Source organism: Pollutimonas thiosulfatoxidans (genome assembly GCF_004022565.1).
GTDB lineage: Bacteria > Pseudomonadota > Gammaproteobacteria > Burkholderiales > Burkholderiaceae_B > Pusillimonas_D > Pusillimonas_D thiosulfatoxidans.
This window is the reverse complement of sequence record NZ_CP022987.1, coordinates 3,326,083-3,348,334: the sequence shown is the minus strand read 5'-3', so window position 1 is coordinate 3,348,334 and position 22,252 is coordinate 3,326,083. Positions and strand designations below refer to the sequence as shown.

17 protein-coding genes and 1 riboswitch are annotated in these 22,252 nt (G+C 60.7%); of the genes, 5 read left to right on the top strand and 12 right to left on the bottom strand.

Going from position 1 to position 22,252, the window contains the following annotated elements; translation table 11 throughout:
• Nucleotides 1-5: 5 nt before the first annotated feature.
• From CKA81_RS16145 to CKA81_RS16120, 6 genes are all read right to left on the bottom strand, one after another.
• Nucleotides 6-3,119 (bottom strand): efflux RND transporter permease subunit, encoded by a 3,114-nt coding sequence (locus tag CKA81_RS16145; protein WP_128356221.1) that lies wholly within the window; start codon nt 3,117-3,119, stop codon nt 6-8.
• Nucleotides 3,116-6,223: a multidrug efflux RND transporter permease subunit gene (locus CKA81_RS16140; protein WP_128356220.1), complete on the bottom strand. Its 3,108-nt coding sequence runs from the start codon at nt 6,221-6,223 to the stop codon at nt 3,116-3,118. The genes CKA81_RS16145 and CKA81_RS16140 overlap by 4 nt, the downstream gene beginning before the upstream one ends.
• Nucleotides 6,224-6,232: 9 nt before the next feature.
• Nucleotides 6,233-7,465: an MdtA/MuxA family multidrug efflux RND transporter periplasmic adaptor subunit gene (locus CKA81_RS16135; RefSeq protein ID WP_128356219.1), complete on the bottom strand. Its 1,233-nt coding sequence runs from the start codon at nt 7,463-7,465 to the stop codon at nt 6,233-6,235.
• 126 nt (nt 7,466-7,591) lie between these two features.
• Nucleotides 7,592-8,344 (bottom strand): cell division protein ZapD, encoded by a 753-nt coding sequence (gene zapD / locus CKA81_RS16130; RefSeq protein WP_128356218.1) that lies wholly within the window; start codon nt 8,342-8,344, stop codon nt 7,592-7,594.
• A 53-nt stretch (nt 8,345-8,397) separates the two neighbouring features.
• A complete protein-coding gene (gene coaE / locus CKA81_RS16125) occupies nt 8,398-9,003 on the bottom strand; it encodes a dephospho-CoA kinase (RefSeq protein ID WP_128356217.1) in 606 nt (201 codons plus the stop codon).
• A 12-nt stretch (nt 9,004-9,015) separates the two neighbouring features.
• On the bottom strand, nt 9,016-9,744 hold the full coding sequence (locus CKA81_RS16120) for a prepilin peptidase (RefSeq protein ID WP_164878431.1): 729 nt from the start codon (nt 9,742-9,744) through the stop codon (nt 9,016-9,018).
• A gap of 88 nt (nt 9,745-9,832) precedes the next feature.
• Between CKA81_RS16120 and CKA81_RS16115 the strand changes: the two genes are divergently transcribed.
• Nucleotides 9,833-10,492 carry a copper resistance protein NlpE N-terminal domain-containing protein gene (locus tag CKA81_RS16115; protein WP_128356215.1) on the top strand — a complete coding sequence of 220 codons (660 nt, stop codon included), beginning with the start codon at nt 9,833-9,835 and terminating at the stop codon, nt 10,490-10,492.
• Nucleotides 10,493-10,525: 33 nt separating this feature from the next.
• On the opposite strand, the gene CKA81_RS16110 is transcribed toward CKA81_RS16115, so the two are convergent.
• The 6 genes from CKA81_RS16110 to metH form a co-directional block, all read right to left on the bottom strand.
• Nucleotides 10,526-10,756, bottom strand: coding sequence for a response regulator transcription factor (locus CKA81_RS16110; RefSeq protein WP_128356214.1), 231 nt, complete (start codon nt 10,754-10,756; stop codon nt 10,526-10,528).
• Between the two features lie 61 nt (nt 10,757-10,817).
• On the bottom strand, nt 10,818-11,669 hold the full coding sequence (panC, locus tag CKA81_RS16105) for a pantoate--beta-alanine ligase (RefSeq protein WP_128356213.1): 852 nt from the start codon (nt 11,667-11,669) through the stop codon (nt 10,818-10,820).
• Between the two features lie 38 nt (nt 11,670-11,707).
• Complete coding sequence (locus CKA81_RS16100; protein ID WP_128356212.1) at nt 11,708-12,583, bottom strand: segregation and condensation protein A; 876 nt, start codon at nt 12,581-12,583, stop codon at nt 11,708-11,710.
• 9 nt (nt 12,584-12,592) lie between these two features.
• On the bottom strand, nt 12,593-12,781 hold the full coding sequence (locus tag CKA81_RS16095; protein ID WP_128356211.1) for a DUF3460 family protein: 189 nt from the start codon (nt 12,779-12,781) through the stop codon (nt 12,593-12,595).
• Between the two features lie 87 nt (nt 12,782-12,868).
• Nucleotides 12,869-13,681: a helix-turn-helix transcriptional regulator gene (locus CKA81_RS16090; protein ID WP_128356210.1), complete on the bottom strand. Its 813-nt coding sequence runs from the start codon at nt 13,679-13,681 to the stop codon at nt 12,869-12,871.
• A gap of 18 nt (nt 13,682-13,699) precedes the next feature.
• Entirely contained in the window at nt 13,700-17,473 is a 3,774-nt protein-coding gene (metH, locus tag CKA81_RS16085; protein ID WP_128356209.1) for a methionine synthase, read from the bottom strand.
• Nucleotides 17,474-17,544: 71 nt separating this feature from the next.
• Nucleotides 17,545-17,703: riboswitch (cobalamin riboswitch) on the top strand.
• Between the two features lie 47 nt (nt 17,704-17,750).
• Between metH and CKA81_RS16080 the strand changes: the two genes are divergently transcribed.
• The 4 genes from CKA81_RS16080 (at nt 17,751) to thiD (ending at nt 22,192) form a co-directional block, all read left to right on the top strand.
• Nucleotides 17,751-19,577, top strand: a complete 1,827-nt coding sequence (locus tag CKA81_RS16080) for a TonB-dependent receptor domain-containing protein (protein WP_164878430.1) — start codon at nt 17,751-17,753, stop codon at nt 19,575-19,577.
• Nucleotides 19,578-19,580: 3 nt separating this feature from the next.
• Nucleotides 19,581-20,477, top strand: coding sequence for a cobalamin-binding protein (locus CKA81_RS16075; RefSeq protein ID WP_128356207.1), 897 nt, complete (start codon nt 19,581-19,583; stop codon nt 20,475-20,477).
• 81 nt (nt 20,478-20,558) lie between these two features.
• Nucleotides 20,559-21,356, top strand: coding sequence for a thiazole synthase (locus CKA81_RS16070; protein WP_164878429.1), 798 nt, complete (start codon nt 20,559-20,561; stop codon nt 21,354-21,356).
• Entirely contained in the window at nt 21,353-22,192 is an 840-nt protein-coding gene (gene thiD / locus CKA81_RS16065; RefSeq protein WP_128356205.1) for a bifunctional hydroxymethylpyrimidine kinase/phosphomethylpyrimidine kinase, read from the top strand. Before CKA81_RS16070 ends, thiD begins: the two co-directional genes overlap by 4 nt.
• Nucleotides 22,193-22,252: the final 60 nt, after the last annotated feature.

Here is a 22,252-nt window from a genome sequence, read left to right as displayed (position 1 = left end):
CATGGTCAACCGGGCGTACCCGCGGGCGATGGCGCCGTAGCGCCTCGCTGGCGTTTGGCCCACAAGCGGAATCGGTCCAGATACAAGTACACGACAGGCGTCGTATAAAGCGTCAGTATCTGGCTAAGTATCAGGCCCCCCACGATGGTCAGGCCCAGCGGCCGCCGCATCTCCACGCCTGGGCCCGAGGCCAACACCAGCGGCAGGGCGCCAAACAGGGCCGATACCGTCGTCATCATGATGGGCCGGAAGCGCACCAGGCAAGCCTGGTAAATGGCATCGCGGGACGAGAGTCCATCGCGGCGCTCGGCCATCAAGGCGAAGTCCACCATCATGATGGCATTTTTCTTGACGATACCAATCAGCAGGAAGACGCCTATCAGCGCGATCAAGGAGAACTCTTCACCCAGCATCAAGAGCGCCAGCAGTGCGCCTATGCCGGCCGACGGCAGTGTCGACAGTATCGTAATGGGATGCACGTAGCTTTCGTACAGTATGCCCAGCACGATGTACATGGTCAGCAGGGCCCCCAGTATCAGCCAAGGTTGCTGCGCCATCGACTCTTGCAAGGCCTGCGCCGTGCCTTCAAAGCCGGCCTGCAACTGGTGTGTGGGCAGACCGGTACGCGCGACGGCGTCTTCAATGGACTGCGTGGCCTGCTCCAGTGAAACCCCCGGCGCCAGACTGAACGAAATCGACTCTGCCGCAAACAATCCCTTGTGCCGCACACTTAGCGGCGCATTACCCACCTCCAGTCGTGTGAAGGCTGACAGGGGCACCCGGTTGCCATCCGCAGTCACGACCTGTACCTGCTTCAAGGATTCGGCGTCCTGCGCATATCGGTCGTCCACGCCCATGACCACGTGATACTGGTTAAGCGGCCCGTAAATGACCGAGACCTGGCGTTGACTGAAGGAATTGTTCAGCGTGGAGGCTATCAGCGACATGTCGACGCCCAGGCGCTTGGCGCCATCCCTGTCGATGATCAGCTCTACCCTGCGACCCTTGTCTTCGATGTCGGACTGCACATCGACCAGCTCGGGCAGGCCTGCCATGGCGCGCTGCACGCGCGGCAGCCAGGTTTTAAGCACTTCCAGCTCGCTGCCCATCAGGCTGTACTCGTACGAGGCGCCCCCTTGACGTCCGCCCACAAAGATATCCTGTTGCGGAACCAGGGTCAGTCGAGCACCCGGCACATCCTGGAACTTGCCGCGCAAGCGATTGACGACATCCATGGCCCCCACCTGCCGCTCCTCCAGGGGCTTGAGCTGTATCATCATGAAGCTGGAATTGCTGCCGCCCCGCCCTCCCGCGAAACCGGTCACGCTTTCGATGGCAGGGTCCTGCAGCAGCGTGTCGCGAAACTGATCCAGCTTGGGTTTCATTGCATGAAACGAGGTGCCCTGATCCACCCGGAAGAAACCCAGCAACTGGCCAGTATCCTGTTGCGGGAAGAAGCCCTTGGGAATCACGCCATACAGATAAATATTCAACCCTATGGTGGCGGCCAGCAGCACCATCATGAAGCGGCCATGCGCCAGCGCCCAGCTTAACGAACGCTTGTAGCCACGCCAGAAGAAAGCGCCCATGGCCCGAAAGCCGCTGGTCAACATGCCGGAACGCCGGGGCGACGCCTGGGCATCCGGGCGCAGCAGGCGGGCGCACATCATGGGGGTCAGCGTCACAGAGATCAACAGCGATACGAGTATCGCCACCGACAGGGTCACCGCAAACTCCTTGAACAGCCTGCCGACAAGGCCGCCCATCAACAGCATGGGGATGAAGACCGCCACCAGCGACAAGCTCATTGCCAACACGGTGAAGCCCACCTCGCGCACGCCCCGTATGGAAGCGCGCAAGGGCGACACGCCGCGCTCGATATGCCGCATGATGTTCTCAAGCACCACAATAGCGTCGTCAACCACAAAGCCTGTGGCCACGATCAACGCCATCAACGATATGGTGTTCAAGGTATAGCCAAACCACAGCATCAGGCTGAAGGTGGTGATCAAGGATGCCGGCACGGCGATCGCCGGGATCAGGGCGGCGCGCAGGTTACGCAGAAAGACCAACACCACCAGCACTACCAGGATGACGGCAATCATCAGGGTGATCTCCGCTTCGTGCAGCGACGCGCGTATGCTGGGCGTGCGGTCCTGCGCGACGGTCAGCTCGACATGGGCCGGCAACATCGCCTGGAATGCGGGAAACTGCGCCCGTATGGCGTCCACGGTTTCTATGATGTTGGCATCGGCCTGGCGCCGCACGATCAGCAGCACTGCTTGGCTGTCATTGAAGAAGCCTGTGTTGAAGACATTCTCGACCGAATCCTCAACCTGTGCCACGTCGCTAAGACGTATGGGCCCGCCGTCGCGCCAGGCCACGATCAGTGGACGGTATTGTTCGGCGCGCGTCAGTTGGCCGCCCGAGCTGATCTGCCAATGAGTACTGTCGTTCTCGACCACGCCGTTGGGACGCATGGTGTTGGCACTGGACAAGGCCGCGCGCACATCGTCCAGCGCCACACCGGCGCTATTGAGCGCCTGCGGGTTCAGGCTGACGCGTATCGCAGGCAAGGAACTACCGCCCACTTCCACTTCACCCACGCCGGTCACTTGCGACAGCTTTTGAGCCAGCACCGTGGCCGCCAGGTCGTATAACTGACCCTGCGTAGCTGTGCGCGATGTCAGGGCCAACACCATGATGGGTGCCGAGGCCGGATTGACCTTGTGGTAGGTGGGATTGCTGCGCAAGCTGGACGGCAGCATGCTGCGCGAGGCGTTGATGGCAGCCTGCACATCGCGGGCGGCGCTGTTGATGTCGCGATCCAGGTCGAACATCAGCGAGATGCGGGTCGAGCCTTCAGAGCTGCGCGAACTCATCTCGCTAAGGCCCGCAATCGAACCCAGCGATTGCTCCAGCGGGGTCGCCACACTGGACGCCATGGTCTCCGGACTGGCGCCCGCCATACTGGCTGAAACCGAGATCATGGGGAAGTCGACCTGCGGCAATGGGGCCACCGGCAGGAACACATAGGCCAGCCCGCCCGTCAGCACCAGGGCCACACACAACAAGGTGGTGGCCACAGGGCGCATGATGAACAGGGTGAACATCCTCATGTCGCGGACCCCGTGTCCGCCGCTTGTGTCTGTCGGCCTGCGCGCACTCGTCGACCCAGGCGGTCGAACATCAAATAGATGACGGGGGTGGTAAACAAGGTAAGCACTTGACTGCACAACAGGCCGCCGACCATCACCAGCCCCAAGGGCTGGCGCAGCTCTGAACCGGAGCCCGTGGCCAGCATCAATGGAATGGCGCTGAACAGTGCCGCCAGCGTGGTCATCAATATGGGCCTAAAGCGCAGCAGGGCCGCCTCATGAATCGCGGCCCGCGGCGCCAGCCCGCGCGTGCGTTCGGCATCCAGCGCGAAGTCGATCATCATGATGGCGTTCTTCTTGACGATGCCGATCAGCAAAATAATGCCGATGACGCCTATCATGTCCAGGTCCGAGCCGGTAAGAAGCAAGGCCAGCAAGGCCCCTATGGCGGCGGAGGGCAAGGTCGACAGTATGGTGACGGGGTGTATGTAGCTTTCGTACAGGATGCCCAGCACGATATACATGGTGGCCACGGCCGCCAGCATCAACCACAAGGTGCTCGACAAGGAAGCCTGGAAAGCGCGCGCCGCCCCCTGGAAGCGCAAGTCCATGGACGCCGGCATATCAAGCTGGGCCTGGGCGCTGCGTACCGCCTCGACAGCATCCGACAACGCCACGCCCGGCGCCAGATTAAAAGAGATCGTCGTGGCGGGAAACTGCCCCAGCCTTTCGATAGATAACAGCGAGCTGGTCTCTTCAATGCGTGCCAGGCTACTGATGGGCACGGGGGCGCCGTCTGCCGTCGGCACATAGATCTGGGCCAGTGCTTGCGGGTTCTGACGGAATTGCGGCGCCACCTCCAGCACGACGCGATACTGCGTCGACTGCGTAAATATGGTGGAAATCAGGCGTTGCCCGAAAGCGTCATACAAGGCGTCGTCTATGGTCGCGTTGCTGACGCCCAGGCGCGCGGCGGCATCGCGGTCAATAAGCAAGGAAGTCTGCAGGCCGCCGGCCTGCAAGTCGTCGACCACATCGCGCAGTTCGGGTACTTGCTGCAGCGCCGACACCAGCCGCGGCGTCCAGTCCAGCAACAAGCCATGGTCCGGATCGGACAGCGTCATCTGGTACTGCGCCCGGCTGATTTTGTCGTCGACGGTCAGGTCTTGTACCGGCTGCATGAACACCCGGATATCAGTCAGTTGCGCCAGCCTGTCGTCCAGCCGCTGGATAACAGCATGGGCATCCGCGCTGCGCTCGGCGACCGGATGCAAGGCAATCTGCATGCGCCCCGTGTTCAAGGTGGCATTAGTGCCGTCTATGCCTATAAATGATGTAACCGCTGACACCGCCGGGTCTTGCAAAATGACATCGACGGCCTGCTGCTGGCGCTGCGCCATGGAGCTGAAGGAAACGGTTTGCGGCCCTTGGCTGATCGCCTGTATCAGCCCGGTATCCTGTTGCGGAAAAAAGCCTTTGGGCACGGCAACATAAAGCAGACCTGTCAGCACCAGCGTGCCCAAGGCCACCAGCAAAGTCAGCCGCTGATGCGCCAGCACCCAATGCAGGCCGCGATCATAAGAGGCAGTCAGCTGCTCCATCCAGCGCCCCGCCTGGCGCTGGAAGCGGCCATAGCTGGCCTCGGATTCGGGCTTGAGCAGACGCGCACACATCATCGGCGTCAGCGTCAAAGAAATTGCCAGGGAAAGCAGTATGGCGACCGCCAGGGTGATGGCGAACTCGCGGAACAGGCGGCCGACCACATCGCTCATGAACAACAGAGGGATCAGCACGGCAATCAGCGATAGGGTCAGCGAGATCAACGTGAACCCGATTTGCGCGGCGCCCTTCAAGGCCGCTTTCATGGCGCTCTCGCCGCGTTCGATATGGCGGGCGATGTTCTCGATCATGACGATGGCATCGTCCACGACGAAGCCGGTGGCGATGGTAAGCGCCATCAGGGTCAGGTTGTTCAGGCTGAAGCCGGCCAAGTACATGATGCCGAAGGTGCCCACCAGCGACAGCGGCACGACAATGCTGGGAATGAGGGTGGCCGTCCAGCTACGCAGAAAGAAGAAGGTCACCAGCACCACCAGGAAGATGGCCACCAGCATTTCGATCTGTACGTGCTTGACGGCATCCCGTATGGTTTGTGTGCGGTCGGCGGCCACGCTGACTTCGACCCCCACCGGCAGGGCGTCCTTCAGGGACGGCAGCAGTGTCTTGACGCGGTCCACGACCTCGATGACGTTGGCGCCCGGCTGCCGCTGTATGTTCAGCAGAATCGCCGGCGTTGTGCCTATCCATGCGGCCTGGCGGATGTTTTCGGCATCCTGCTGCGCGCTCGCCACGTCGCGCAGGCGTAAGGGCGCACCGTTCTCGTAGGCAACGATCAGGTTTTCGTAGTCTTCGATGGAGCGCAGTTGATCATTGGCATTGATCGTGGTGGAGCGTTCGGGACCGTCCAGATTACCCTTGGGCTGGTTCACGTTGGCGCCTGTGATCGCCGTGCGCAAGGTGGCCAGCGTCATATTGTGGGCGGCCAAGGCTTGCGGATTGGCCTGTATGCGTACCGCGGGGCGTTGCCCGCCCGCGATACTGACCAGGCCCACGCCGGAGATCTGCGACAGCTTTTGTGCAACGCGGATATCGATCAGGTCGCGGACCTGGTGCAGCGGCAAGGTGGGCGACGTTACCGCCAGGCTGATGACGGCCGTATCGGCCGGGTTGACCTTGTTGTAGATGGGCGGCGCGGGCAGATCATTGGGCAACAGCGACGAGGCCGCGTTGATGGCGGCCTGCACTTCCTGCTCGGCCACATCCAGAGGCAGATCCAGATCGAACTGCAGGGTGACCAGGGACGATCCACCAGAACTGGAGGAGGTCATCTGCGTCAAGCCCGGCATCTGTCCGAATTGCCGCTCCAGCGGGGACGTCACCAGTGCAGTCATCACGTCCGGACTGGCGCCGGGATACAAGGTGGATACCTGGATGGTTGGGTAGTCCACCTGCGGCAACGCGGCCACCGGCAGCAGCCTATACGCCATGAAGCCGGACAGCAACAGGGCAACCATCGCCAGCGTCGTGGCGACCGGCCGCAGGATGAACAGGCGGGAAATATTCACGCCTGTACCTTAATGGGGATGGGCCATGGCGGGCGCGCCGCCTGTCGGCAGCACGGGCGCCTGGTCCGCATCGGCCTGTGCCGTCATGATCTCGACCACAGCGCCTTCGCGTAAGCGGTCCACCCCTTCCGTCACAACGCGTTGCCCATCTTCCAGGCCGGACTCGATCGCGATCAGGCGCTCGTCCACCCGACCGGTCTGTACCGCCTGGATGTGTACTTTGTTGTCCTGGTCGACGCGATACACGAAGGGCCCGATGGATCCTTGCTGGACGGCCAGCGTGGGAACCGCCAGCGCGTTTGCCGTGCCCACTCGCAAACGCACATTGACGAACTGATTGGGAAAGAGGGATTCGTCTTCGTTGCTGAAGCGCGCCTTGAGCATGACAGTGCCTGTCGCGACATCGATCTGATTGTCGATGGCCATGAGCTTGCCCGAGGCGATTTGCTTGAGGTCATTGCGATCGTACAGGTCTACCTTGAGCGTCGTGCCGGCACGCAGCTGCGCCAACACATCCGGCAGTTGGGCCTGAGGCAATGAAAACCGTACGGATATCGGCTGCGTTTGGGTAATAGTGACGATGCCATCCGTATTGGAAGCATTGACCATATTGCCTTCGTCAACCTTGCGCAGGCCAAGCCGGCCCGTCAAGGGCGCGATGATACGGGTATGGCTAAGTTCGAGCTTGGCGCTATCGACCGCAGCCTGATCGCTTTGGCGCGACCCCAAAAGCTGCTGCACCAGGGCGGCCTGTGCGTCGACCTGCTGCTTCGCGATGGAATTTTGCTTGTACAGCAACTGATAGCGCTGCAGATCGCGTTGTGCGTTCTTGAGCTGGGCCGCGTTCTGCGCCTGCTGACCCAAGGCCTGATCCAGTTGCACCTGATAGCTGCGCGGGTCAATCTGCGCCAGCAGGTCGCCCTCTGTAACCTTCTGCCCGTCCTGGAAGGCAATTTTCTGCAGTTCGCCATCGACCTTGCTGCGCACGGTCACGGTATTGAATGCGGTGACCGTGCCTATGGCCTTGAGTGTGTGCTCGATGGGCGCAATCTGGGCGGTTGCCACACGCACCGGTATGGTCATGCCCGGCATGGTGCGGCCGCCAAAGGGGTTGGTCCCGCCGGTTGCTGGGCCGGCATCCCGGTTCGATATCCAGTACACGCCGGCGGCCAACACCAACACAAGAATCAGCCATGGCAACCATGATCTGCGGGTGCGACGAGTTGCGGCGGGTTCCGACATGCACTGCTCTCCGGGTTCAAACTAAACAGGCGCCATTTTCCCCTATCGACGCCTGGGCGAATACGGAAAATGCCAAATTGAAATGACCCGCAACAACTATTGCCCAAGAGCCTCTAATTTAGAGCCCTAAATATTGCAACGGGACAGCTTGAAGGAGACGTCCGATGTGACTGGCTGGGGTTTGAGTTCGCAGTCTTGCGTCGCGAAGCGTACCCAGATCACATACTTGTTGGCGCTCATTTCGGGGAAGATATTCAGTGCGGAATCGACCCACACGCGCAGCAGCTGGAACAGCTTGCCGCCCAACATTTCCTGGTAAGCACCCTGCTTGGCCACCAGATCGACGACGTCACCGGAATCGCGCAGCAAGCGCAAGATAAGGGCCAAGCCCTTATACAGCGGCAGGAAGGGAGTGATCCAGCGGTGCAGGTCGCCCGACCGGACTTCCGCCGGCTTGATCTGCCAGGAGTAATAAGACGGCATGTCCACCTGCGACGAGCCGCCCGGCACCGCGATGCGGCCGCGTAAACTGGACAGCCATTCGTTGTCGCGCAGTTCTTGTCCGATGCGGCCCTGCGCGCCAAGTTCGGCCGAAGCGCCTTGTATCTCGGCCAGCATGGTGTCAAGCATGTGGGCATCAACGCCAGGGTGCTGGCGCAGCGCCCCTAAGGCGACGCGCTGCCGTTCGAGATCTTGCAGCACGGCGCCGCGCAGGTCGCTGCGGTCGCAGATGTCGAGCAGGTCGAATAAAGTGGCCACCGAAACTTGGTGGTGATGGACATCGGTGCCCTTGGCGAAAAAAAACAGCCGCTCGAACAGGTACTCGACCCGGAGCAGGGACCTTACGCGTTCATTGCATGGATATTCATAGAGAATCACGCGAACAAAAACCTTTATGTATGACGGGTACCGTTGCCGAAGAGCGAACCGGATTACTGCTTGGACTGGGCGCACCAATAGTCGTGCAACTGTCGCGCTCGATGCCCGAGTTCTTCAAGCGAAATGCCTGCGCCGTTAAAGATGACATCGTCCGCGACGGCCAGGCGCGCCTCTCGAGAAGCTTGTGCTGACATGATACGCGTAATAGCTTGTTCAGTCAGCCCGCTACGAGCCTGCACACGGCTGATCTGGGTGTCGGGATCGCAGTCCACCACGCATATCCGGTCCACCTGGTCGCGCCATCGCCCCGACTCTACCAGCAAGGGCACAACGAAGACAAGATAACATCCCTTGGCCACTGCCGCGCGAGCGTGAGTAACCGAAGAGATCAAAGGATGAATAATTGCTTCGAGCTGATGGCGGGCCTGCGGGCTTTCGAAAACCAATTCACGCATGGCTTGACGGTCAAGCGCGCCCGTCGGACTGATGACATCCGGACCAAATTGGCGGCGGATCGGCTCGATGGCTTGCCCGCCGGGCGCGGTCAGCTCGTGTGCAATGACGTCGGTATCGATAACGGCGGCGCCCCACTCCGCGAAAAAGTCCGCCACGCGGCTCTTGCCCGAGCCGATTCCACCCGTCAGGCCAATTCTGTACATATTGCGGCATCCCTACCAAAAACCCGAATGTAACTCAGACCCGCCGACGACGGCACAGGCCGATGCGGCGATAAGGAATGGCCCGAAGGGATAGGCGCCTCGGGGACGCAGCGAGCGCTGTTGAAGCATTGCATAAGCCGCCCCCAACAAACAAGCCAGCAGCAGCACAAACGGCAGGGGTCGCCAGCCGCCCCAAGCACCCAGGGCAGCCAGCAACTTGGCATCGCCCAGCCCGAAGGCCTCACGACCGCCTACCTGCAGGAAAGCAAAGCGCAGCGACCACAACAGCCCATAGCCCAAGATGGCTCCGGCCACAGCCTCTTGCAGCACGATGCCGTAGCCGGCCCATGACAGGGCCAAGCCCATCCATAGCAAGGGAAATGTGAGGGCGTCCGGCAGTAAACCGGTATGGGTGTCTATGCAGGCAAGCAGCATAGCCATCAATCCGGCCACACAAACCGCCACGGCATACAGACTGGTACCCAGGCACGCGACAGCAAGGGCTATCGTGCCTGCCGACAATAGGGAACACGCCACAGCAGCGCCGGGGCGGCCCCTCCGTACGGATGCAAGACGGACAGCACGCGCCAGCAGACAGGCATCGACCTCTGGCGCTTGCAGCGCCAAGTGTCGGTAAGCCTGCGCGATCCGGTAGACGCCCAGCCCTGCAATGGCCCCCAGCAGCCCGGCCACCCATACGGCGCGCTGAAGTGGAAAAAGGTTGGGCCACGCATCGATCATGTTGGTCTCCGTAGTAGGCAGCCGTTTACGAGTGGGTCGATTCATGCGTAGAATGCAAGTCCCAGCCTAGTCCTATATGGAAACCAGCATGCCTCGCCCAGCCTCGTCTATCTTGCTTTCTTACTGCAAACCCCTGGGCGCTGTGGCCCTGGCTTTGGTTATGGCCGGTTGCGCCACGCAACGGCCCGACAACTACTACGACGCGCCGCATGACAGCACTGAGGCGGATGCGCGCAAGCAAGCGCAAGGCAGACAAGGAGCCAGCGCGCCAGCGCAAATACAACTGGGCTTCGGCGGCACGCAGGCCGCAAAGGCCAACGACGACAGCGCCGCTGCCCAAGCGTCGGAAAACGTCATCAAGGCCAGGCCACTGGCCGAGCCCAAGACTTTCCTGGGCACCATTCCGTGCCTGGCCGCTACGGCCGCTTGCTCGGCGACCCGACTGACGCTGACTTTGGCCCCTGGCGGGGAATGGCGGTCGCGCACCGTGCTGCTGGATACGCCAGACACTGCCAGCAATATCGTGCAGCAAGGCTGCTGGAATGTTGTGGGAACTGAACCGCTGCGCATCGTGCTGTCCATGGCCAATGACGCCAGCAAGGCCAACCTGACCTTCATTAATGACAATGTGCTGCGCATTAATATGATCGATAACATCAGGCCGACGCTGAACTACAGTTTGACCCGTCAGGCGGATGTGGACGGTATTGACGAGCTTGCTGCCAAGGCGCCCTTAAGCTGCAACTAACTGAGGTAGTGCGGGGCCCCGGCAGACGCGTGCTTAGTTGAAGCGCCGCTGCGACAATACACAATGGGCGAGCTCTACTGCGTTGCGCACCTGCATTTTCTGAAAGATGCGCGCGCGGTGTGCCTCGACCGTGCGCTGTGAGACACCTAGTTCGGCCGCGATGATTTTATTGGGCTTGCCCCGCGCGACGTAGTCCATGACGTCGCGTTCGCGAGGTGTCAAGACCGAGAAAGGCGAGTCGCCAAGCTTGTTTGCATCCCCCACTTTCGTCTCCTTGTTGTTATCGGTACGGCATTCTGCCATGACGCTAGTGGGGCGTCTGCTGTCACTTCTTACAGATTTCCAGATTGTCGATCAGGCGGGTCGCGCCCAGCTTGGCGGCGGCCAGAACAACCAGTGGTTCTCCGCCGGCGACCTCTTGCGCAGAGACCTTGCCCAGATCGCTTTGGCGGCGCAGCGACACGTAGTCGACCTGCCAGCCATGCTGGGCAAGGTGGCTGACCGCCTGTGCTTCCAGGGCGCTGGCATCGGTTTCGCCGGCCAGCAGGCCATCGCGTACCGTCTGCAAGGTGGCGTACAAGCGCGGCGCTTCGGCGCGCTCGGGTGCCTCCAGGAATCTGTTACGCGATGACAAGGCCAGGCCGTCCGGATCGCGCACGGTTTCATGCGCCAATATGGTAACGGGCAACTGAAACTGACGACACATATTGCGCACTACCATCAACTGCTGATAGTCCTTCTTGCCGAACACCGCCACGCTGGGCTGCACACAGGAAAACAGCTTCAGCACCACGGTGCTTACGCCCGTGAAAAATCCTGGCCGGAACTCGCCTTCCAATATGCCGCCCAGGTCGGGCGGCGGCTGTATCTGGAAGTTTTGCGGTTCCGGATACATTTCGCGTTCGTGGGGCGCAAACAAGACATAGACATCGCGTTCGCGCTCGAGCTTTTCGATGTCGTTGGCCAGCGTGCGGGGGTATTTATCAAAATCTTCGTTGGGCCCAAACTGCAGGCGATTGACAAAAATGCTGGCGACCACCGGGTCGCCATGCTGGCGCGCCAGCTTCATCAAAGACAAGTGCGCCTGATGCAGATTGCCCATGGTGGGCACGAAGGCAACGCGTAGCTGGCCACGCAATTGGTCGCGCAGTTCTTCAATGGTGTGGACGACTTTCAAGAAAACACTCCGTGTGAACGGGTTGGCACCGGAGCCATTCAGGCAGCGGCGCGCATATAGGAAAGGCGCAGGTATATCGGCGCATAGGGTTCGGCTTGCGTGATCTCGAGCAGCGACTCGCGTGCGAGTTCGAGCATGGCAAGAAAATGCACCACGATCACGGCAGCCGCGTCGCCCTGGTCGACGCGCTCCATGAAGAGCTCGTTGAACTCCATGAACTGCACATCGCCGAGCCGACGCAATATCTGGCTCATGTGATCGCGCACTGACAATTGCTCGCGCGTGATGCGATGGTGGGCATTAAGCCGCGCCCGGCGCATGATATCAAGCCAGGCATTGCGCAGGTCTTCCGGACTGACATCGGGCAAGGTCTGCTCGATATGCAGGTCCATCACAGCGTGGGAACGCTGAAAATCCCGGCCCAATTGCGGCAGATCGTCCAGCTTGCGCGCCGCCAGCTTCATTTGTTCGTATTCAAGCAGCCTGCGAACGAGCTCGGCGCGGGGATCGTCGATCTCTTCGCCAGTGTCCGACTTTTTAACCGGCAACAGCATGCGCGATTTGATTTCGATGAGCATGGCGGCCATCAGCAGGTACTCGCCGGCCAACTCAAGGTTCTGCTCGCGTATTTGTTCAACGTAAGAAAGGTATTGCCGCGTGACTTCCGCCATGGGGATGTCCAGCACATTGAAATTCTGCTTGCGTATCAGGTACAGGAGCAGATCCAAGGGACCCTGGAAAGTCTCAAGGAATACTTCGAGGGCGTCGGGCGGAATGTAAAGGTCTTGCGGCATGGCGAACAAGGGTTCGCCGTACAAACGGGCCAGCGCCACGCTATCGACAACGTCGGGCGTGGTGTCTTCGGCTGGGTCCACCAATGCGTTCAACGCCCCATCGTCCTTGGGCACCGACATGTCGGGGCGTTAGTTCGGCTGGTAGACGTAGGGCTTCTGCGGAGTGCGCGCGGCGCGGTAACCCTCGTGAGCTTCCGCATCGATATGCTTGTCCCACAGACGCGCCCGCCCCTCGCGCTGACGCGCCTCGGTATCGGGATGTGCCTTCTTGTACTGTTTCAGAAATTGGGTGATTTCCGATTCAAAATTCTTTGCCATAATGCCTGCTTGCCAAATGGGTTGACCAAGGAATGTTAAGTTTACTGTACTGGACGGAGAACGGCACAGCCGCGATCCGGGCGTTTCCTAGCTGGCGTCGCTTTCCAGCAGCATGACGAGCTTGCAGTCCGGACGGGTAGCCAAGCGGAAAGTAAACTGTTGATACCGAAGCACGCCTGCCGCGGTGTGCCTGAATTCGCGCAGACCTCCCTCGCGGTCGACCACGGTATGGCGGGTCCACCAATGAGAAAAAACGGGACTGCCCTGCCGCAACTCGTCGAGCACGGCACGCACATCCGGCTCGTCGGCGTGGACACCGGCATCGGCCCGGAACTCCGCCACCACGCGGCTGGCCCGCTGATCCCAGTCCACCACGAGCTCTCGTGCGGCCGGATCCAGGAAGATATAACGCAGCAGATTGGGCGATGCGACCCGATCCGGCCAACCCTCGAACAGGTGCAGCAAAGCCTGGTTGCGCGCGAGCACATTCCAGCAGCGGTCCAGGATATAGGCGGGCGTGGTAATGCTGTGCACGCAGTCGGCCAGCCGGGCCGGCAAAGGGGTGACACTGTCCTTGCTGTGCTCCGGGTCGGCACATTCGGCCAGTTCGAAAAGATAATGGCGCTCCGCCCGCGCCAGGCTAAGCACCGACGCCAGCCGGGCCCATACGCTGGGCGAGACGGATACGTCGCGCCCCTGCTCTATCCAGGTGTACCAGGTAACACTGATACCGGCCAATTGGGCGACCTCTTCGCGGCGCAGGCCGGGCGTGCGCCGCCGAACCCCGGGCGGCAGGCCCAGCGTTTCCGGCTGCACGCGGGATCGCGCGGTGCGCAGGAAGTCTCCCAACGCCTTGCGTCTAGCCTGGCCCTGCATGGAAGACGCTCTGGTGCCTGGCATGCGGGAAGCTGCGCCTGGCTAGCGCAGACTGCTGGCCAGTGTGCGACGTACATCTTCCTCGCTGCGGCCGCTGCGTTGCACGTAGTCCTGGATCTGATCGTCGCCGATATTGCCGACGTTGAAGTACTGCGACATGGGGTGGCTAAGATAAAAGCCGGAGACGCTGGACGCCGGGTACATGGCGTAGCTGTCAGTCAGTTGCATGCCGATATCTTCGCATTCCATGACCCGGAACATGTCCTTCTTGACGACGTGCTCGGGGCAGGCGGGATAACCCGGCGCCGGCCGGATGCCCTGGTACTTTTCAGCGATGATGTCCTCGTTGGGCAGCGCCTCGTCGGCAGCATAACCCCACAGATCGCGGCGTACCCGCGCATGCAGGGTCTCGGCGAACCCTTCTGCCAGTCTGTCGGCGATGGACTTGAGCATGATGCTGGAGTAATCGTCGTTATCGTCCAGGAAGGCCTTGTCGTATTTTTCTATGCCAAGGCCGCCCGTCACGGCGAACATGCCGATATAGTCTGCCACGCCACTGTCCTTGGGCGCGATGTAGTCGGCCAGGCATTTGTTGTCCACGCCGTCCCGCTTGACCGTCTGCTGACGGATATTGCGCCAGGTAAACAGCACTTCAGAGCGCGATTCGTCGCGATAAACCTCGATGTCTTCCTCGTTGACGCTATTGGCAGGATAAAACGCCACCACGCCGTTGGCGCTAAGCCAGCGGCCTTCGATGACTTTCTTCATCATGGCCTGGCCTTCGGCAAAAAGCTTGCGCGCCTGCTCGCCCACCACCTTATCGTCCAGGATGGCGGGGTATTGTCCAAACAGGCTCCAGGTCTGGAAGAAGGGCGTCCAGTCCAGAAACTGCAACACCTCGGACAAGTCGTAATTCTTGAAGGTGCGCCGTCCCAGGAACTTCGGGCGGGGCGGGGTGTAGTTGGACCAATCGATCTTGGGTTTGTCCGCCCGCGCGTCGGCCAGCGACATCAGCGGCGTGGCCTTGCGGTTGGCGTGGCGGGTGCGCACCAGCTCGTATTCTTCAGCCACTTCGGCCAGGTAGGTGTCGACTTGATCCGACATCAAATTGGTGGCTACGCCCACTGAACGACTGGCGTCGGGAACATAAATGACCGGGCCATCGTAGTTGGGCGCAATCTTCACGGCCGTGTGCACGCGGCTGGTCGTGGCGCCACCGACCAGCAGAGGCATCTTACGGCTAAGGAAGTAGTCGTCGCGCTGCATTTCCGAAGCAACATAAGCCATTTCTTCGAGGCTGGGTGTAATCAGGCCGGACAAGCCGACGAAGTCGGCCTTTTCTTCCTTGGCCTTGGCCAGGATCTCGGCGCAAGGCACCATCACGCCCATGTTCACGACTTCGAAGTTATTGCATTGCAAGACCACCGTAACGATGTTCTTGCCGATGTCGTGTACATCGCCCTTGACGGTGGCGATCACAATCTTGCCCTTGGAGCGGACATCGCCCCCGGCAGCTTCAATCTGCTTTTTTTCTTCCTCGATAAAAGGAATCAGGTGCGCGACCGCCTGCTTCATGACGCGGGCCGACTTCACGACCTGGGGCAGGAACATCTTACCGGCGCCAAACAGGTCGCCCACGACGTTCATGCCGGCCATCAGCGGCCCTTCGATGACCCCAATGGGGCGGCCGCCCGCATCGGCGATCTTCTGGCGGACCTCTTCGGTATCTTCGACGATGAAGGTGGTGATGCCATGTACCAGTGCGTGCGAAAGGCGTTCCTCCACCGACTGCTCGCGCCAGGTGAGGTCTTCTTCTTTCTTGGCCCCGGAGCCCTTGACGGTCTCAGCCAGTTCGACCAGGCGCTCGGTTGAGCTGCGCTCGTCGGCCGGATCGGTCTTGCCCAGCGGCTCGGCGCGATCCAGCACAACGTCCTCGACCATGTCGAGGACTTTCTTGTCGATATCCTGGTAAACGCCCAGCTGGCCGGCATTGACGATGCCCATGGTCAAGCCTTGCTGGATGGCGTAATACAGGAACACCGTGTGTATGGCCTCGCGCATCATCTCGTTGCCGCGGAACGAGAAGCTGACGTTGGAAATGCCGCCCGACACGCGCGCATGAGGCAAGTTCTGTGTGATCCAGCCCGTCGCTTCGATGAAATCGACGGCATAGTGGTTGTGTTCGTCGATGCCGGTGGCGATGGCGAATACGTTGGGATCGAAAATGATGTCTTCGGGCGGGAAGCCCACCTCGTCGACCAGCAAATGATAGGCGCGCGCGCAGATCTCCTTGCGCTTTTCCAGGTTGTCGGCCTGGCCCTGCTCGTCGAAAGCCATGACCACCACTGCAGCGCCGTACTTGCGGCACAGCCGTGCATGGGCCAGGAAGGGCTCGACGCCCTCCTTCATGGAAATGGAATTCACCACCGGCTTGCCTTGCACGCAGCGCAAACCCTGTTCGATGACCTCCCACTTGGAGCTGTCTATCATGATGGGAACCCGAGAAATATCGGGTTCCGAGGCGATCATGTTCAGGAAACGACGCATGCATACTGCCGAATCCAGCATGCCCTCGTCCATGTTGATGTCGATGATTTGCGCGCCGTTTTCCACTTGCTGGCGCGCCACGGCCAAGGCCTCGTCGTATTTTTCTTCGCGTATCAGGCGCAGGAACATCTTGCTGCCAGTCACGTTGGTGCGTTCACCGACGTTAACGAACAGCGTGTCGCTGTCGATGGTCAGGGGTTCCAGCCCCGACAAACGCGTCTTGATCGGGATTTCCGGCACCTGCCTGACGGGCAAGGCTGCCACCTTGTCGGCAATGGCCTTGATGTGCTCGGGCGTGGTGCCGCAGCAACCGCCCGCCATGTTGACCAAACCGGCCCGCGCGAACTCTTCCAGCAAGGAAGAGGTGTCTGCCGGGGATTCGTCGAAGCCGGTTTCGGCCATGGGGTTGGGCAAGCCGGCATTGGGATAGACACAAATATAGGTGTCGCAGATTTTGGACAGCTCGGCCACATAGGGCCGCATCAGGGCGGCGCCCAGGGCGCAGTTCAGGCCGATGGTAATGGGGCGGGCATGCCGCACCGAATTCCAGAACGCCTCTACCGTTTGGCCGGAAAGAATGCGCCCGGAAGCATCGGTGACTGTTCCGGAAACCATGACCGGCAAGCGGATGCCGCGCTCTTCAAACACCGTTTCGACGGCAAAAATGGCAGCCTTGGCATTGAGCGTATCGAAAATGGTTTCGATGAGGACGATATCAATGCCGCCCTCCAGCAAGCCGTTAAGCTGCTCGGTGTAGGCGTCGCGCAGTTGCTCGAAGGTAACGTTGCGGGCGGCCGGGTCATTGACGTCCGGCGATATGGAGGCGGTTTTTGGCTGTGGGCCCAAGGTTCCCGCCACAAACCGGGGCCGCTCTGGCGTGCTGTATTGCTCGCAGGCCGCCCGGGCCAGCTTGGCCGACTCGACGTTCAGCTCGTAAGCCAGCTCGGCAAGACCATAATCGCCTTGGGCAATGGACGTCGCCCCAAAGGTATTGGTCTCGATGACATCAGCGCCGGCTTCCAGGTACTGGCGATGAATTTCAGAAATGATGTCCGGCCGCACCAGGGACAAGAGCTCGTTGTTCCCCCTGACGTCCTTGAAATGCTCCGCAAAGCGCGGGCCGCGAAAATCCGACTCGCTTAACTTGTACTGCTGGATCATCGTGCCCATGGCTCCGTCGAGAATCAGGATGCGCTCGGCGAGCAAACGGGCAAACTCGGCGCCATGGGTGTACTCGGAAACGGGATAGGGCAAAGACGGATAGGACACGGTTGTACCTGGACATTGAACAAGGTCTTATTGTATCGCCCACTATATTGCGTGCTACATTTGCGCCTGATCGAGGTGCTTTCGGAGCTGCCAGCCGTGCCTGACACGACTGGCGGCCCTGCGAAAGGTAAACGGGAAACAGGAATTGCGTCGCTCAAGCCCCGCATTCAACCTGTGCTGCCCCCGCAACGGTAAACATGCCCCGGCATGTCAGCCCGACACCGGCCTCGCTTCCCCTTAGTCCATGTGCGGGGACGCACGTTTTGCAGGGTCATTCATGTCTTACGCTATCCCACGGCACGCGCTTGCCGTCATTTGCTGTTTTCTTCCCGCAGCCGTTGCTGCGCAAACCACCCCCTCAGTTTCCCAGCTCGACCAGGTAGTCGTCACGGCCAGCCGTAGCGCGCAACTGGAACGGGACGTCCTGGGTGACGTCACTGTTATTGACCAGAAAGAGCTGCAGAAGGCGGGGCAAGACAGTGTTGCCGAGATACTGTCCCGCCAGCGCGGCGTGCAAATGTATAACAGCGGCGGCCCACAGACCGTCACAAGCGTGTTCCTGCGCGGTGCCAATGCCAACCAGACGCTGGTCTTGGTCGATGGCATGCGTATCAATAGCATCACCTCTGGCGTTGTCAATTGGAATGCGATCGATCCCGCAATGATCGAGCGTATCGAGATCGTGCGCGGCGCCGCCAGCAGCCTGTACGGCTCGGGCGCCATAGGCGGTGTCATCAACATCATTACCAAAAAGGGCCAGCAAGACAGACCGTTCAGTGCTTGGGCGGACATCGGTATAGGCAGCTATGACACCTTCAAGTCGGCATTGGGTTTTTCCGGCGCCAAGGACGGCTGGGATTACGCACTTTCCAGCAGCATGGGCGAAAGCGGTGGATTCAATGCCACCAATCGCCTTTCCCCTGCCTTCGACGAAGACATCGACGGCTACAGCCAGCATGCCCTGTCCGGCTCGCTGGGGTACACATGGCAGCCCGGCCATCATATAGGCCTGACAGTATTTAACGGCTACATGGACGGCGCATATGACCAAAGCTTCGCTCCGCTCGATGCGCGTACGATTACGCGGCAACAAGCCTATAGCGTGACGAGCACCGACGACATCACCGACTACTGGCAAAGCGTGTTGCGGCTGGCTTACATAGAAGAAAACACCGACAGCAGGTCAGCGGTCAGCCCCAGTTATAAGGCGGGCAATCGCCAACGCAACTATTCATGGCAACATCATTTCCAGATCGCCGAGAAGCAAAAGGTGTCGCTGATACTAGAACGCCTGGAAGAGCGGCCCTACAGCCAAATGGAGCACGATATCAACCGCCGCGACACGAACGCAGCCGGCTTGGTGTATCAGGGCAGCTTCGATGCACACCACTTGCAGGCCAGCGTGCGCAATGACAACGTCAGCGGCTACGGCAACCAAACAACCGGTGGATTGGGCTACGAGTACGACATCAGCGAACAGTGGCGCGTCGGCGTGGCAGGCAACACTGGCTTTCGGGCACCGACCTTCAATGACCTGTACTTTCCATTCGGCAGCAACCCTAACCTGCAGGCGGAAAAATCCCGCAACCTCGAGCTAAGCGCCCGCTATGACTATGCTGGCACCCGGATCGATGTCGTTGCGTTTCAGAATCGCATACGAAATTTCATCATTCTGGATGAAAACTTTATTCCGCAGAACGTCGAGCGCGCCACTATCCGCGGTGTTTCAGTCAGCGCGGAGCAAGACTTCGGCGATACCACGCTGCGTGCGAGTGCTGACTTCATGAATCCTCGCGATGATGCGACCGGCAACCAATTGCCTCGCAGGGCAAAACAGGTCTATCGCTTGGGCGCCGACCACCGTTTCGATCGTCTCTCTGTTGGGGCCGAATATCAGTTTGTAGGCCAACGTTATGACTTGGCCGACAACCAGACATCGCTCGGCGGATACGGCTTGTTCAACCTGACGGCGGGCTACGAGTTCAACGATTCGGTAGGCGTACAGGTACGCTGGAATAACCTGTTCGACAAAGACTACACCAACGCCTACGGCTACAACATGCCAGGTTCCAATGTCTTTATAAACCTGTCCTTCCGGATGTAGGCCATGGGGCGCAATCAGGTCAAGCTACGTCGCTGCAGGATCTCCGGCCTGATTGCCTGCTTGGCCGTCGGCCTGGCGGCATCCCCCGCCACCGCAGCCCCGCCCCGCTCGACCGAGCCAGTTTCAAAGCCCGCAGCGTCGCGTGCCATTACGCTGGCACCGCACATCACGGAACTGATGTTCGCAGCGGGCGCCGGCGACAAGATCGTCGCAACCGTCAGCAGCAGCGACTTTCCCGTAGCGGCGCTAGGCATACCGCGCGTGGGCGACGGCGTAAACATCAACATCGAGAAAACGCTGACGCTGCACCCCGATATTGTGCTGGCATGGCTGCCCTCGGGCGCCGCCCGCACGGTGGCGCCTACCTTGGCGCGGCTGAACATCCCCCTGTTGTATTCGGCACCGAAAACACTGGATGACATCGCCAGCGAGATCCTGCGCATGGGCACCCTGTTCCATACCGAAGCCGCGGCCCGAACTGCCGCCAATGAGTTGCAGAAACGCGTAGACACCCTGCGTGAGCGCTACAGCGATCGACCGCCAGTCTCCGTATTCATTGAGGTGGGCAGCGCCCCCTTATATACGATAGGGTCCGACGCCTTAATGAACGACGCCCTGGCAACTTGCGGTGGTGTCAATGCCTACGCCCACGCCGAGATTGCCGCGCCGCAGATCAGCATCGAGACCGTTCTGGTCAAACAGCCGCAGGTGGTACTGGTGCCGGTTTCCGGCGCGCGCAACCATGCCCAGGCAGTTGCACGGTGGAAGGGACTGGGCCTGGCCGCAGCAAGGGCCGATCGCGTTTATGGCGTAGACGCGGATGAACTGTTTCGACCTGGCCCGCGTCTGGTGGACGCCGTCGAACGCCTTTGCCTCCAAATTGACGAGGCTCGCTCTTAGCAAATGGATTATGCTTAGCCTTTACAACCTCGACCAGCGAACGCTGCATCGTGCCGCTGCGCCTCCTGTTCCGCGATGACCATGAATCAGTCAGACACCTTAACCATAGCCGGCCGCGACTACACGTCGCGCCTACTGGTCGGCACAGGCAAATATAAAGACTTCGACGAGACCCGCCAGGCCATAGACACCAGCGGCGCTCAAATCGTCACGGTTGCCATACGCCGCACCAATATCGGCCAGAACGCCGGCGAACCCAATCTGCTGGACTACCTGCCACCCTCGCAGTTCACCATTTTGCCGAATACGGCCGGGTGCTACACCGCAGAAGATGCCGTGCGTACCTTGCGTCTGGCCCGCGAACTGCTGGACGGACACAAGCTGGTCAAGCTCGAGGTGTTGGGCAACAAAGATAACCTCTTTCCGAATATGCCGGAGACGCTGGATGCGGCGCGCACCCTCGTCAAAGAAGGCTTTGACGTCATGGTCTATTGCACCGACGATCCCATCCAGTGCCAGATGCTGGAAGACATCGGTTGTGTGGCCATCATGCCGCTGGCCTCGCTGATCGGTTCCGGGATGGGCATACTTAACCCCTGGAACCTGCGTCTGGTCATCGACCAGGCCAAAGTGCCGGTGTTGGTGGATGCCGGCGTCGGAACCGCCTCCGATGCCGCGATCGCCATGGAGCTGGGCTGCGACGCCATCCTGATGAATACCGCCATCGCTGGCGCGCGCGATCCCATACTGATGGCCAGCGCGATGCGCATGGCTGTGGAAGCGGGGCGTGCGGCATTCCTGGCCGGACGCGTGCCGCGCAAGTTCTATAGTGCCGATCCCAGCTCTCCGGCTGAAGGCCTGATACAGTCCCGGGCATGACCCCACACGCAACAACCATCCCCAACACCTTGACGATTGCCGGCGTCGACCCCTCGGGCGGCGCTGGCGTGCTGGCCGATATCAAGACCATGAGCGCATTGGGCGCTTACGGCACTGCCGTCATCGCCGCGTTGACCGCACAGAACACCCACGCGGTGACGGGCATCTGCCCGGTTCCGCCGGAGTTCGTCGCGGCCCAGATCGACACCCTGTTTGGCGACGTGCGTATCGATGCGGTCAAGATCGGCATGCTGGGCCAGCAGGCCGTGACCCGCACGGTAGCCGAAAGGCTGGCCCGCTGGAAGCCAGCGCACCTGGTGCTGGATCCGGTCATGGTAGCCAAGAGCGGGGACCACTTGCTGGAACGCGCTGCCGTGAACGAGCTGCGGGAAAGTCTGCTGCCGCTTGCCACGATACTTACGCCCAACTTGCCCGAAGCCGGCGTACTCCTGGGCAGTTCGCCCGTTGACAACCTGAAAGACATGCGGCGCGTGGCCGAGCGCCTGCGCCGTCTGCTGAACGACACCGGCGAGCGCTGGGTTTTCCTGAAGGGCGGTCATCTGCCCGGCAACAGCACCATAGACGTCCTGCACGATGGCGATCGCCTGATCGAACTGCCGGGCGAACGCATCGACACCCCCAACACACACGGCACGGGGTGCACGCTGTCCGCCGCGCTGGCCGCCCTGCTGCCGCAGACCGGCTCGGTGCCCGAGGCGGCACGCCTGGCGAAGGCATATCTGGTCGCCGCCATTGCCCGGTCGGGCGAGTTGCAGGTGGGCACGGGGCACGGGCCGGTACAACACTTTCATGCGTGGTGGCCAGCGCCAAATTAATCCAAATACGCTATAGTAGGAAATGCCCGTTTTCCGGCGATTTACGCCGGATTTTCACGT